This is a genomic window from Streptomyces sp. NPDC057543 (genome assembly GCF_042801895.1).
Taxonomy (GTDB): Bacteria; Actinomycetota; Actinomycetes; order Streptomycetales; family Streptomycetaceae; genus Streptomyces.
This window is the reverse complement of sequence record NZ_JBHVFF010000167.1, coordinates 1-12801: the sequence shown is the minus strand read 5'-3', so window position 1 is coordinate 12801 and position 12801 is coordinate 1. Positions and strand designations below refer to the sequence as shown.

11 protein-coding genes are annotated in these 12801 nt (G+C 69.8%); 9 read left to right on the top strand and 2 right to left on the bottom strand.

The window, feature by feature from the left end; all coding sequences use genetic code 11:
* The first annotated feature begins 342 nt into the window (after positions 1–342).
* Together ACFU8Q_RS25495 and ACFU8Q_RS25490 are read left to right on the top strand one after the other, a co-directional pair.
* Complete coding sequence (locus ACFU8Q_RS25495; protein WP_384457771.1) at positions 343–489, top strand: hypothetical protein; 147 nt, start codon at positions 343–345, stop codon at positions 487–489.
* A 236-nt stretch (positions 490–725) separates the two neighbouring features.
* Positions 726–1547 carry a M23 family metallopeptidase gene (locus ACFU8Q_RS25490; RefSeq protein WP_384457769.1) on the top strand — a complete coding sequence of 274 codons (822 nt, stop codon included), beginning with the start codon at positions 726–728 and terminating at the stop codon, positions 1545–1547.
* 212 nt (positions 1548–1759) lie between these two features.
* Here the strand turns inward: ACFU8Q_RS25490 and ACFU8Q_RS25485 are convergent, their stop codons facing one another.
* A complete protein-coding gene (locus ACFU8Q_RS25485; RefSeq protein ID WP_384457779.1) occupies positions 1760–2254 on the bottom strand; it encodes a hypothetical protein in 495 nt (164 codons plus the stop codon).
* 228 nt (positions 2255–2482) lie between these two features.
* Positions 2483–2857 (bottom strand): hypothetical protein, encoded by a 375-nt coding sequence (locus tag ACFU8Q_RS25480; protein ID WP_384457767.1) that lies wholly within the window; start codon positions 2855–2857, stop codon positions 2483–2485.
* A 287-nt stretch (positions 2858–3144) separates the two neighbouring features.
* On the opposite strand from ACFU8Q_RS25480, the gene ACFU8Q_RS25475 reads away from it, so the two are divergent.
* From ACFU8Q_RS25475 to ACFU8Q_RS25445, 7 genes are all read left to right on the top strand, one after another.
* Positions 3145–4053, top strand: a complete 909-nt coding sequence (locus ACFU8Q_RS25475) for a TIGR03619 family F420-dependent LLM class oxidoreductase (RefSeq protein WP_384457777.1) — start codon at positions 3145–3147, stop codon at positions 4051–4053.
* 10 nt (positions 4054–4063) lie between these two features.
* Positions 4064–4861: an SDR family NAD(P)-dependent oxidoreductase gene (locus ACFU8Q_RS25470; protein ID WP_384457765.1), complete on the top strand. Its 798-nt coding sequence runs from the start codon at positions 4064–4066 to the stop codon at positions 4859–4861.
* Between the two features lie 120 nt (positions 4862–4981).
* Positions 4982–6100: an LLM class flavin-dependent oxidoreductase gene (locus ACFU8Q_RS25465; RefSeq protein ID WP_384457763.1), complete on the top strand. Its 1119-nt coding sequence runs from the start codon at positions 4982–4984 to the stop codon at positions 6098–6100.
* Positions 6101–6356: 256 nt separating this feature from the next.
* Positions 6357–8096: an amidohydrolase family protein gene (locus ACFU8Q_RS25460; RefSeq protein ID WP_384457761.1), complete on the top strand. Its 1740-nt coding sequence runs from the start codon at positions 6357–6359 to the stop codon at positions 8094–8096.
* Complete coding sequence (locus ACFU8Q_RS25455) at positions 8093–9553, top strand: aldehyde dehydrogenase family protein (RefSeq protein ID WP_384457759.1); 1461 nt, start codon at positions 8093–8095, stop codon at positions 9551–9553. Before ACFU8Q_RS25460 ends, ACFU8Q_RS25455 begins: the two co-directional genes overlap by 4 nt.
* 260 nt (positions 9554–9813) lie before the next feature.
* The gene (locus tag ACFU8Q_RS25450; protein WP_384457757.1) at positions 9814–11379 is read left to right on the top strand and encodes an APC family permease; all 1566 of its coding nucleotides are present in this window, start codon (positions 9814–9816) and stop codon (positions 11377–11379) included.
* Between the two features lie 221 nt (positions 11380–11600).
* On the top strand, positions 11601–12788 hold the full coding sequence (locus ACFU8Q_RS25445; protein ID WP_384457755.1) for a macrolide family glycosyltransferase: 1188 nt from the start codon (positions 11601–11603) through the stop codon (positions 12786–12788).
* The last annotated feature ends 13 nt before the right edge of the window (positions 12789–12801 follow it).

Genomic DNA, 12801 nt, shown 5'->3' with positions numbered 1-12801 from the left:
GCGACGGGTCCTGTGGGTCCGACGGGTGCGGCTGGTACCAATGGTGCTGATGGTGCGACTGGTGCGACGGGTCCTGTGGGTCCGACGGGTGCGGCTGGTACCAATGGTGCTGATGGTGCGACTGGTGCGACGGGTCCTGTGGGTCCGACGGGTGCGGCCGGCACCAACGGTGCCGATGGTGCGACCGGTCCGGCCGGTCCGACCGGCGCCACCGGCGCGACGGGACCTGTCGGCCCGTCTCAGACGGCGACCAGCGCCGCCACGCTCATTCCCGCCGGCGGCAGCGTCCAGGACATCATTGCTGTGTGCCCTGCCGGGACTGTGCTGACCGGGGGAGGTGCCGTGAACCAGCTGCAGAACAACGACATCACCTGGACCGCGAGCTACCCGGACACCCCGACCAACACCTGGCACGTCTCCGCGTACAACAACGGTGCCACCCCGGAGACCGTCCAGTCTTACGCGGTCTGCATCCCCGCCAGTTCGTGAAGTGACTAGTTCGAAGGGGAATCGCCAGGAACCCACTTAGGGTTCGAGGCAGCTCCCGTGGTCGCTGCCGCAGCAGATGAAGGGTCTTCTGCTGCGGCAGCTCCATGTCGTTTCCGCCGAGCTCCACAGGTCTTACGGGGCAATCGAACTTCCGGCACTCTTAGGTCCGTTCAACCCGGAAGGCTCCCCCCGTACCTCGGTGCTCCACTCGGAATCGACTCGGAGGATGACCGCGCATGCGCTCGATACGTATTGCCCTGCTGGGCCTGGTGGCCCTCGTCGCGGGGCTGCTCACCGCGACCCCCGCCGCCGCGGCCCCGAACTTCAAGGCGCCGTTCCCCTGCGGCCAGACCTGGACCTACAGCCACCACTCGGCTGAGGTCAGATCGGCCCTCGACTTCGTCCGCACCGATGGCGGCGCCACGGCCGGGACCGCGGTCCTCGCCTCGTCCGGCGGGACCGCCCACCGTTACTCCCAGCCCAGCGGTGCGGGCAACTACATCGCCATCGATCACGGCGGCGGCTGGCAGACGTACTACTTCCACCTCGCCTCGTACTCCGTCGCCGACGGTGCCTCCGTCTCCCAGGGCCAGCAGATCGGCATCACCGGTTCCACCGGCAACAGCAGCGGCGCCCACATCCACTACGAGCAGCTGTACAACGGCGTGGGCCAGACCATCGCGATCAACGGGCAGTCGTTGGCCCCGTACCCGGGCTCTTACTACAGCAAGTACCTGACCAGCGACAACGGCTGCGGTGGCGGCGGAGGCGGTAAGTACTGGGTCGACACCTTCGCCAACGCCACGGGCTACGCGGCACCCAACACGGCCGATGCCCAGGGCGTGCTGAACGCCGGCACGAACTACGTCTACTGCAAGGTGTGGGGCGCCCAGGTCGGTTCGGGCTCCAGCTACAACCACTGGTGGCTGAAGACGGACCTGGACACGGTGTACGCGGGCAAGAACGGGCGCGGCGCGTACGTCTCGGCGTACTACCTGTCCCGCTGGGGCAATGACGAGGCCCGGGACAACAACGGAACCGTGATCCCGAACTGCTGAGCGGCCGCACCCGTACCGGCGACAACGCACAGGCCAGGTCTGTTGACGCTCGCCGGGATCCGGCCGCGCCTCGCACCCTTCGCTCCTCATGCGGCGACCCGTACGGCGAGTCGGCGACGTCGCCCGTATCGACGCGGTGCGCGGCGACGTCCGTCCGCCTGGCGATGTCAGACGGACGGACGTCGCGTCACTTCATGTCAGGGCGTGGAGTGCTACGCCTTGCTGTTGTAGTGCGTGACGTCCCAGTGGCTGCCCTCGTTCGCGTACACGTTTCCCGCCGGGGACTTGTACAGGGCGGCGCCGTCGCTGCGCTTCCCCGCCTTGGCGAACTTGCGCGTGATGTAGGTGTTGACACACGCAACCTTGGTGGAGATGTCCGTCTTGTATCCGTTGCGATGGCTGTACGTACCGGAGGCGTGGCCCGCCTCGGTTCCTCCGGTGATGATCACCTTGCAGCCGCTGGCCTTCTTGAAGGCGATGACACCGGCGACGGACGCCTTGTTGATCCGGGTGAACGACGTGCACGACTTCTTGTTCCAGTCGGAGCAGTTTCCGCTGGACGTCGAGGTCACTCCCGCCTTCTTGAGCACGGCGGTGGCCTCCGCGTGCGTCGCGTACTTCGCCGGTGCGGCGGCCTGCGCGCTACCGGCCATCAGCAGGACCGATGCGGCTGCGGTGATCAGTGTGCGGGCGGACAGAAGTCCCATGCGCTTCAAGACGTGCTCCTTCTCTTTGCGTGGACGAGGAACTGCCTGGCCGCGGGCGGTTCAGGCCTGGTGATCCTGCCCATCCGTCCGGACCCCGCGTGTCACCCATCGAGTGAAAGCCGAGGCATCGAAGTGGACGTCCGCTCTTCCCGGCCCCGGCATGTCCGGGATCTCCGGGATCTCCGGGGGAGACCGCACCCGGCTCCCCCACCGGGTGCGGCCGTGCCGTCAGAAGACGCAGGGGTGCGGGGATCCGCCTCCGGACAGGTGGTTGTCCCAGACCCAGCCGGCCCCGCGGACGTATGACCACGTGTTGCCGTGGTCGTTGACGATGTAGCAGGACACCCGGATCGTGCTTCCGGCCGTGTATGTCTGCAGCCGGGTGCACTTCTCGTACGGAGCCATGCGCAGCGGCGCCGCGTCGAGCGCGGTGTGCACCGTGCTGTACGGGTTCTCGGCGGCCGTGGGCGCCGCCTGGCTGCATGTGGCGGCGGGCAGTGCGGTTGCCGCGGTCACGGCCGAGGCGTTGATCGTGACCGCCGCGGCGGTCAGTGCCAGGGCCATGGCGGCCCTCGTGTACCGGGCCCGGTTCTGGTCGGACATGTCGGCTGCCTCCTGATCGGTGTTCGTGTCGACTGCAACGTGGCAGCATTCGGCGGCGCCGGCGAGGGGCTCCGGCGTCCGGGACATGTCCGGGACACGCGGCGGGCGGAGGGGACGGCGGCGGTTGCCTCCTGCCGCGGCGCACCGGGCGCCCGCTCCCGCCCCTTGTCTGATGCGACGTCAGGTACGACGATGGCCCCCGCGCCGTCAAGTGACGGTACGTCAGATTCAGACGGGAAGGAGGCCGTTCGGTGCCGATACCGCTCACCGGGCCGCTGCCGTACGGGATGCAGCTCCCGGTCCAGTCCCAGAGCACCATCTATGCCGAGGGGTGGGAGGCCGTGGCCACCCCCGCCGATCTCGCCGAGATCGCCCGCACCGCGGACCGTACCGGCTTCGCCTACCTGGCGAGCTGCGACCACGTCGCGATCCCGCGGCGGCTCGCCGGGGTCATGGGTACCGTCTGGTACGACCCGGTGGCCACGCTCTCCTTTCTCGCCGGGATCACCGAGCGCGTCCTGCTGATGAGCCATGTCGCCGTCGTCGGCCTGCGGCACCCGCTGGCCACCGCCAAGCAGTACGCCACCCTCGACCACCTCTGCGGCGGCCGGCTGATCCTCGGCGTCGGGGCCGGGCACGTACCGGAGGAGTTCCAGGCGCTCGGGGCGGACTTCGACGGCCGGGGTGGGGTCCTCGACGAGACCATCGACGCGCTGAAGGCGGCGCTGGGGCCCGAGGAGTACCCCGAGTTCGCGGGGGAACGGTTCTCCTTCGCCGGGCTCGGGCAGCTGCCGCGACCGGCCCAGGAGCGGGTGCCTGTCTGGGTGGGCGGCTCCTCGCCCGCCGCCGTGCGCCGGGCCGCGGTGCGGGGCGACGGCTGGCTGCCGCAGGGCGATCCGCGGGAGAAGCTGCCCGCGCAGATCGCCCGGCTGAAGGAGCTGCGCGAGGCGGCCGGGATCGAGGACCCGATCGTCATCGGCGCGATCACCGAGCCGCTGTACGTCGGTGAGCCGGAGTGGTCCGTGGGGCGGCGCACCCTCGCCGGAATGCCGGAGGTCCTCGCCGAGTCGCTGCGCGCTTACGGGGCCATGGGCGTTCACCAGATCCAGGTGCGGTTCCGCAGCCGGAGCCGTAGCGAACTGACCGACCAGATGGCGGCGTTCGCCGCCGAGGTCGCACCCCATCTCGACAGGTAGGAGTCAGGTCATGGGCAAGCTGGACGGGCGCACCGTGCTGATCAGCGGTGCGGCGCGCGGGCAGGGCGAGCAGGAGGCGCGGCTCTTCGCGGCACAGGGTGCGCGGGTGGTGATCGCCGATGTGCTCGACGAGCAGGGTGAGGCGCTGGCCAAGGGGCTGAGGGAGGAGCGGGGGGAGGACGCCGCCCGGTTCGTCCATCTGGATGTGAGCCGGGAGGAGGACTGGCGGGCCGCCGTCGCCGCGGCGAAGGACGCCTTCGGGGGCATCGACGGGCTGGTCAACAACGCGGGGATCCTCCGGTTCAACGAGCTGGTGGCCACGCCGCTGGAGGAGTTCCAGCAGGTGGTGCAGGTCAACCAGGTGGGCGCGTTCCTCGGGATCAAGAACGTCGCGCCCGAGATCGAGGCCGCGGGCGGCGGGACCATCGTCAACACGGCCTCGTACACGGGGCTCACGGGCATGGCGTTCGTGGGCGCGTACGCCGCCACCAAGCACGCGGTGCTCGGGCTGACCAAGGTGGCGGCGGTGGAGCTGGCGGCAAAGAAGATACGGGTCAACGCGCTGTGCCCCGGGGCCGTGGACACCGCGATGACCAACCCGGCGGCGCTGGACCCGACCGCGGACCCGGAGGAGTCCAGGGCGGCGGTGGCCGAGCTGTACCGCAAGCTCGTACCGCTGGGGCGGATCGGGCGGCCGGAGGAGGTGGCGGCGCTGGCGCTCTTCCTGACCTCGGACGACTCCTCGTACATCACCGGGCAGCCGTTCGTCATCGACGGGGGCTGGCTGGCGGGCGTCAGCCTGTTCTGAAGGGCCCCCTGGTCCTGTCTGACGGTGCGTCAGGTATTGACGGGTGCGGGGGCCGGTGGAACAGTCGGACGCATCACGAACTGACGAAGCGTCAGAAACGATTGAGGACGGTGAACCCCCTTGGAATTCGGGCTCTTTGTACAGGGGTACGTGCCCGCCGCGCGGGCCAGGACCGACCCCGGGGCAGAGCACAAGGCGCTGATCGAGGAGACCGAGTACGTCATCCAGGCGGACAAGTCCGGCTTCAAGTACGCCTGGGCCTCCGAGCATCACTTCCTGGAGGAGTACTCGCATCTCTCGGCCAACGATGTGTACCTGGGCTACCTCGCGCACGCCACGGACCGCATCCACCTCGGGTCCGGGATCTTCAACCCGCTCGCCCCCGTCAACCACCCGGTGAAGGTGGCCGAGAAGGTCGCCATGCTCGACCACCTCTCCGAGGGCCGCTTCGAATTCGGCTCCGGGCGCGGGGCCGGCAGCCACGAGATCCTGGGCTTCATGCCGGGCATCACCGACATGAACCACACCAAGGAACTCTGGGAAGAGACCATCGCCGAGTTCCCCAAGATGTGGCTCCAGGACGAGTACGCCGGCTTCCAGGGCAAGCACTGGTCCCTGCCGCCGCGCAAGATCCTGCCCAAGCCGTACGGGAAGTCGCACCCGGCGATGTGGTACGCGGCAGGTTCGCCGTCCTCGTACGCGATGGCGGGGAAGAAGGGGCTCGGCGTGCTGGGCTTCAGCGTGCAGAAGGTCTCCGACATGGAGTGGGTCGTCGAGTCCTACAAGACGGCGGTCAAGGATGCCGAACCCGTCGGGGACTTCGTCAACGACAACGTCATGGTCACCTCCACGGCGATCTGCGCCGAGACGCACGCGAAGGCCGTCGAGATCGCGGTGGGCGGCGGGCTGAACTACCTGCAGTCGCTGCTGTTCCGCTACCACGACACGTTCCCCCGGCCCGAGGGCATACCGGAGTGGCCCGAGCTGCTGCCGGAGTACTCCGAGGAGATCATCGAGCTCCTGATCGCCGAGGAGCTGATGATCTGCGGCGATCCCGACGAGGTGCTGCGGCAGTGCAAGCGGTGGGAGCAGGCGGGGGCGGATCAGCTGAGCTTCGGGCTGCCGGTGGGGATGAGCCGTGAGGACACGCTGAACTCGATCAGGCTGATCGGGGAGCACGTGATTCCGGAGATCGATACGGATCCGGTGCATCGGACCTCGCGGTTCCGGGGGGCCTAGGGGGCGTTGGGAGGGGCGTGGGCGGGCGGCCGGGTGCGGGCGGCGCCGGTGGGTGCGCCTGCGGGCGGGCCTGTTCCCCTACCCGCCCCTTCCCGTAACCCGGGGCTGCGCCCCCGACCTCCGCTCCTCAAACGCCGGAGACGCTTGATTCCCCCGACCAGCGGCGTCTTCCCGGACCGCCGCTCCGTGGGGCCGGGGTGCGCGACGCGGCCGTGCGCACCCCGGCCGCGCACACACCACAGAAGGGAACCCCGTCATGCTCGACCACCTCATCCGCGGAGCGACCGTCGTGGACGGCACCGGCGGACCCTCGTACCCCGCCGACATCGGCCTCCGCGACGGGCGCATCGCCGTCATCGCCGAACCGGGCACGCTCACCGAGGAGGCCGTCACCACCGAGGACGCCACCGGACTCGTTCTCGCCCCCGGCTTCGTCGACCCGCACACCCACTACGACGCCCAGCTCTTCTGGGACCCGTACGCCACCCCGTCCATGAACCACGGCGTCACCACCGTCGCCGGGGGCAACTGCGGATTCACGCTCGCCCCGCTCCACCCCGAACGCCCCGAGGACGCCGACTACACCCGCCGCATGATGGCGCGGGTCGAGGGCATGGCCCTCAAGGCCCTGGAGGAGGGCGTCGACTGGACCTGGTCCAGCTTCCGCGAATACCTCGACGCCCTCGAAGGACGGATCGCCGTCAACGCCGGGTTCATGGTCGGCCACTGCGCCCTGCGCCGACACGTCATGGGCGCCGACGCGATCGGCGGACAGCCCACACCCGGGCAGATGGCCGCCATGCTGGAGCTCTTCCACGACGCCATGGACGCCGGGGCCTGGGGCCTTTCCACCACCCAGTCCGCCACCCACTCCGACGGGGACGGGCAACCGGTCGCCTCCCGGCACGCGCTGCCCGAGGAGCTCCTCGCCCTCTCCCGCGCCGTCGGCGAACACGAGGGAACCCAGCTCGAAGCGATCGTCGCGGGCTGCCTCGACCAGTTCTCCGACGAGGAGATCGACCTCCTCGTCGACATGACCGCCACCGCCGGACGCCCGCTGAACTGGAACGTCCTCACCATCGACGCCGCCGTCCCCGAACGCGTACCCCGCCAGCTCGTCCCCAGCGAACGCGCCCGGCGGGCCGGCGGCCGGATCGTCGCCCTCACCATGCCGATCCTCACTCCCATGAACATGTCGCTCGGCACCTTCTGCGCCCTCAACCTCATCCCCGGCTGGGGCGACATCCTCGCCCTCCCCGTCCCCGAACGCATCGAACGGCTCCGTGACGCCGCCACCCGCACCGAGATGCTGCGCCGCGCCGACAGCAAGGAGGCCGGCGTCTTCCGCCGGCTCGCCGACTTCGGCCGGTACGTCATCGGGGACACGTACAGCGCGGCCAACGAGGGACTCGGCGGACGCGTCGTCCGCGACATCGCCGCCGAACGCGGCCAGGACCCCTTCCACTGCCTCGTCGAGATCTGCGCCGCCGACGACCTGCGTACGGTGCTGTGGCCCATGCCCACCGACAACGACCCCGATTCCTGGGCGCTGCGACGGCAGACCTGGGAACACGAGGACGTCATGCTCGGCGGCTCCGACGCGGGCGCGCACCTGGACCGGATGTGCGGCGCCCCGTACACCACCCGCTTCCTCGGCGACTGCCTGCGCCGACGCAAGCTCCTCCCCCTCGAACAGGCCGTCAAGATGCTCACCGACGACCCCGCCCGCCTCTTCGGGCTTCGTGACCGCGGCAGGATCGAGGAGGGCTTCCACGCCGACCTCGTCCTCTTCGACCCCGAACGCATCGACGCCGGGCCCGCCACCCTCGTGCACGATCTGCCCGGCGACAGTCCCCGCCTCGACTCCAAGGCCATCGGCATCGTGTCGGTCCGGGTCAACGGCGTGGAGACCCTGCGCGACGACAAGGTGACGGGCGCGGTTCCCGGCACGGTGCTCCGCTCGGGCCGCGACACCCGGACGGTGAGCACACTGTGACCACACCCCAGCGCCTCTTCATCGGCGGCGAGTGGACCGAACCGGACCACGGCCATTACGAGGTGATCAACCCGGCGACGGAAAACGTCGTCGGCCTCGCCCCCGAGGCGAGCCGGACGCAGGTGTACGCGGCGGCATCCGCGGCCCGCGAGGCGTTCGGCACCTGGTCCCGCACCCGCCCCGAGGAGCGGGCCACGATCCTCGACCGGGCCGCCGACCTGATGCAGCGCGACCTCACCGGCAACGCCGCGCTCGCCCAGGCGGAGAGCGGCGCCACCACGGCGACGGCCAGGGGCATGCAGGTCGCCGTCGGCGCCGCCCGCTTCCGCCGGTACGCGAAGGGCGCCCTGGAGCCGGTCGAGGAAGCCGTCGCACCGCAGATCAACGAGGCCGGTCCGATGGGCCGGGCCGGAGTCTTCGGGGCGCTGGCCGTACGCCAGCCGGTCGGTGTCGTCACCTGCATCACCTCGTACAACAACCCCTGGGCCAACCCGGCCGGCAAGATCGCCCCCGCACTCGCCATGGGCAACACGGTCGTCGTGAAACCCGCACCGCAGGACCCGCTCTCCGTCTACCGGATGGCCGAGGCGCTCGAAGAGGCCGGTGTCCCGGCGGGCGTCGTCAACGTCGTCACCGGGTCGGGCCCGGACGTGGGGGAGGCGGCCGTCGATTCGCCGGACGTCGACATGGTCAGCTTCACCGGTTCCACCGCCGTCGGGCAGCGCATCGCCGAGGTGTGCGGGCGTTCCATGAAGCGGCAGCTGATGGAGCTGGGTGGGAAGGGTGCCGCCGTCGTCCTCGACGACGCGGACCTCGACTCCGCGGCGGCGGGCATCGGCACCACGTTCTCCTTCTACAGCGGCCAGATCTGTACGGCTCCGACGCGCGTCCTCGTCCAGCGCGCGGCCCACGACGCCCTGATCGAACGGCTCACCGCGTACGCGGGCCATCTGACGGTGGGTGATCCGACGCTCAGGGGCACGGTCGTCGGGCCGGTCATCTCCGCCGCCCACCGCGATCGCGTCGAGTCGTACATCGAGCTGGGACGGAAGGAGGGGGCCAGGACCGTCACGGGCGGCGAACGCCCGGCCGGACCCGACCGGGGCTTCTACGTCGCGCCCACCCTCCTCGCCGACTGCACCAACGACATGCGCGTCGTCCGCGAGGAGATCTTCGGCCCGGTCGTCGTGGTCGTCCCCTTCGACGACGAGGAGGAGGGCATCGCACTCGCCAACGACAGCGACTACGGGCTGATCGACTACGTCTGGTCCTCGGACGTGGCACGCGCGTTCCGGGTGGCCCGGCGGCTGCGCGCCGGCGGGGTCGGCGTGAACACCATCGGGCGGAACATGGAGGCCCCGTTCGGCGGGTTCAAGAAGAGCGGTGTCGGGCGCGACGTCGGCTCGTACGCCCTGCACGCGTACAGCGAACTCCAGGCGATCGTCTGGCCGGGCTGAACCGGTGAGCGGTGTACGTGTTCCCGTGGGTGTCCGCTGAACGGACACCCACGGGAAAATTTTGAATCCCAACAAAACGGACAGTGCTGCGATTCCCGTACGGTGCTGCGATCGAGTATCGACCTCTCGTTAGTGGGCTGTTAGTCGCTAATTGCCTTCAATTCACTCCCGCTTGGGCACTTTGACACCTGAAATTCAAGGCTGAGAGAGTGGAGTCTCAGCCTCCGGATGTGGATATCGCAGCGCTTAACGTCCTTTTCATGACACAGCTGGACGCTCGGCCGCAGGCCGGAGAGACGGTACGGGGCGACGCCCCGGCCGACGGCGGAGTACGTGGCAAGGGCCTCGGCGGAAACTCCGTCGGCCTGATGGGCAGCGCCGTCATCGGTATCTCCACCGTCGCCCCCGTCTACTGCCTCACCTCCACACTCGGCTCCACGGCGGGAGAGGTCGGCGTGCAGATGCCCGCCGTCTTCCTGGCCGGCTTCCTGCCGATGCTGCTCGTCGCCTTCGCGTACCGCGAACTCAACAAGGCCATGCCGGACTGCGGAACCTCCTTCACCTGGACGGTGAAGGCATTCGGCCCGCGTGTCGGGTGGATGTGCGGCTGGGGCCTGGTCATCGCGACGATCATCGTCCTGTCGAACCTGGCGGGCGTCGCCACCTCGTACTTCTGGCTTCTCGCGGGCGAGATCACGGGCAGTGGTTCGATCGCCGCTCTGGACGACAGCAAGCCCGTCCACATCCTCACCTGTCTGATCCTGATCGCGGTCGCCACGGCGATCAGCTACCGGGGCATGACGGCCACCAAGGGGATCCAGTACGCCCTGGTGGGCCTTCAACTCGTCGTGCTCGCACTGTTCGTGGCGATGGCCCTGCAGAAGGCGCACAGCGGGGAGTTCACCTCGTCGCTGCACTTCTCCTGGTCCTGGCTGAACCCGTTCGCGGTGCAGTCGTTCGCGGCGTTCACGGCGGGCCTCTCGCTGTCGATCTTCATGTTCTGGGGCTGGGACACCTGTCTGACCGCCAACGAGGAGACCATCGGCAGCGAGAAGACCCCCGGGCGCGCCGCTCTCATCGCGATGGTCGTGCTCGTCGGCTCCTACCTGGCGACCGGTGTCGCCGCCCAGATGGCGGTCGGCTCCGGCAGCTCCGGTCTCGGCCTCGCCAACCCGGACACCTCCGACAACGTCTTCGCCGCACTCGCCGGCCCGGTCATGGGCCCCGGCCTCGGCGTCCTGCTCTTCATCGCCGTGCTCGCCTCCGCCGCCGCCAGCCTGCAGACCACCTTCATCCCGGTGGCCCGCACGGTCCTGGCGATGTCCACGTACGAGGCCCTGCCCGCCTCGTACGCCCGCGTCCACCCGCGGTTCCGGACCCCGGGGAAGGCCACGGTCACGGCGGGCGTGGCGACCGGTGTCTTCTACACGGTCATGACCCTGGTCAGCGAACACGTCCTGGTCGACACGATCTACGCGCTCGGCCTCATGATCTGCTTCTACTACGCGCTGACGGCCTTCGCCTGCGCCTGGTACTTCCGCGCCGACCTGACGCGCTCCCTCCGCGACCTGGTCTTCAAGGGCCTCTTCCCGGTCGTCGGCGGCATCCTGCTCACCGCGGTCTTCGGCAAGACCCTCTACGACATGTGGGACCCCGCGTACGGCTCCGGTTCGTCGGTCTTCGGGGTCGGCTCGGTGTTCGTGATCGGTGTCGGTCTGCTGCTGCTCGGCGTGGTGCTGATGCTGGTGATGCAGCGCCGCAGCCCGTCGTTCTTCCGCGGCGAGGTGCTGACCAAGGAGACCCCGGCGCTGGTCGTGGAGGACTGAGCGGACCGGTGGGGCATCCCGAAAACCCCGTGCGCGTGCGTACGGGGACGGGTTAGGGTCCCCGGCATGTACTTCATGTATCAGATCTACGGCTGACACAGGGGCGGGGCACGCACCCCGTCCCGCCGCATCCGAGTGCGCCCACGGTGTTTCGCTCCCGTGGCCGGCGCACCGGATCACTGTGTCCCATTCACCGCAGATCTGAAAAGAAGTGATCCTCCATGTCACGTCGCACCTCACGTCGCCGTGCCCATGTCGCGATGATCGGTATCCCCGCCGTCAGCCACGTCCTGCCCAGCCTCGAGGTCATCCGGGAGCTGGTGGCCCGGGGCCACCGGGTGACCTACGCCAACGACCCGGCGGTGGCCGGGCTGATCGAGGCCACCGGCGCCGAGTTCGTCCCCTACAGCTCCGTGCTGCCGGTCGCCGACAACGACTGGCCCGAGGACCCCATCGGCGCGATGGGCGTCTTCCTCGACGACGCGGTCCAGGCGCTCCCGCAGCTGCGCGCCGTCTACGACCGCGGCCCCGCGGACCTGTATCTCTACGACATCGGTGCCTACCCCGCGCGCGTCCTCGGCGAGACACAGGACCGCCCCCTCCTGCAGCTGTCCCCGACCTATGTGGGCTGGGAGGGGTACGACCAGGAGGTCGCCGCGGCCCTGTGGCAGCTGCCGGGCGCCGACGCCTACCTGGCCAGGTTCACCCGCTGGCTCGCCGACTGCGGGGCGACCACCGGCGATGTGGAGACCTTCTGCGGGCCGCCAGCGCGGTCCCTGGCGCTGATCCCGAAGGCGATGCAGCCGCACGCCGACCGGGTCGACACCGGCACGGTCACCTTCGTCGGCCCCTGTTTCGGCACCCGGGCGGACACGGGGGAGTGGACGCGTCCCGCCGATGCCGAGAACGTGCTGCTGGTCTCGCTGGGGTCGGCGTTCACGAAGCGGCCGGAGTTCTACCGCCAGTGCCTGGCCGCCTACGGCGACCTGCCCGGCTGGCACGTCGTGCTCCAGATCGGCAAGTACACGGACCCCGCGGAGCTCGGCGCCATCCCGGCCAATGTGGAAGTGCACTCCTGGGTGCCCCAGCTGGCGATCCTGGAACAGGCCGACGCCTTCGTCACCCACGCGGGCATGGGCGGCAGCAGCGAAGGGCTGTTCACCGGCACGCCGATGATCGCCGTCCCCCAGGCCGCCGATCAGTTCATGAACGCCGACCGGCTCGTCCAGCTGGGCGTGGCCCGCCGCATCGACACCGACGAGGCCACCGCGGAGGCCCTGCGGACCGCCCTGACCGAACTGGTCGCCGATCCGGAGGTCGCCAGGCGCTCGGCGGCGCTCCGCGCCGAGGCGCGGGCGGAGGGCGGTACCTCGCGGGCCGCCGACCTCATCGAGGACATGCTGGGCTGACCCGCTGCTCCTC

Bases quoted from the DNA above. Each gene is read 5' to 3' on its own strand.
- ACFU8Q_RS25475 (WP_384457777.1), top strand. From the start codon at position 3,145: ATGCAGCTCCCGGTCCAGTCCCAGAGCACCATCTATGCCGAGGGGTGG.
- ACFU8Q_RS25485 (WP_384457779.1), bottom strand. From the start codon at position 2,254: ATGGGACTTCTGTCCGCCCGCACACTGATCACCGCAGCCGCATCGGTC.
- ACFU8Q_RS25445 (WP_384457755.1), top strand. From the start codon at position 11,601: ATGTCACGTCGCACCTCACGTCGCCGTGCCCATGTCGCGATGATCGGT.
- ACFU8Q_RS25450 (WP_384457757.1), top strand. From the start codon at position 9,814: ATGACACAGCTGGACGCTCGGCCGCAGGCCGGAGAGACGGTACGGGGC.
- ACFU8Q_RS25470 (WP_384457765.1), top strand. From the start codon at position 4,064: ATGGGCAAGCTGGACGGGCGCACCGTGCTGATCAGCGGTGCGGCGCGC.
- ACFU8Q_RS25460 (WP_384457761.1), top strand. From the start codon at position 6,357: ATGCTCGACCACCTCATCCGCGGAGCGACCGTCGTGGACGGCACCGGC.
- ACFU8Q_RS25480 (WP_384457767.1), bottom strand. From the start codon at position 2,857: ATGTCCGACCAGAACCGGGCCCGGTACACGAGGGCCGCCATGGCCCTG.
- ACFU8Q_RS25490 (WP_384457769.1), top strand. From the start codon at position 726: ATGCGCTCGATACGTATTGCCCTGCTGGGCCTGGTGGCCCTCGTCGCG.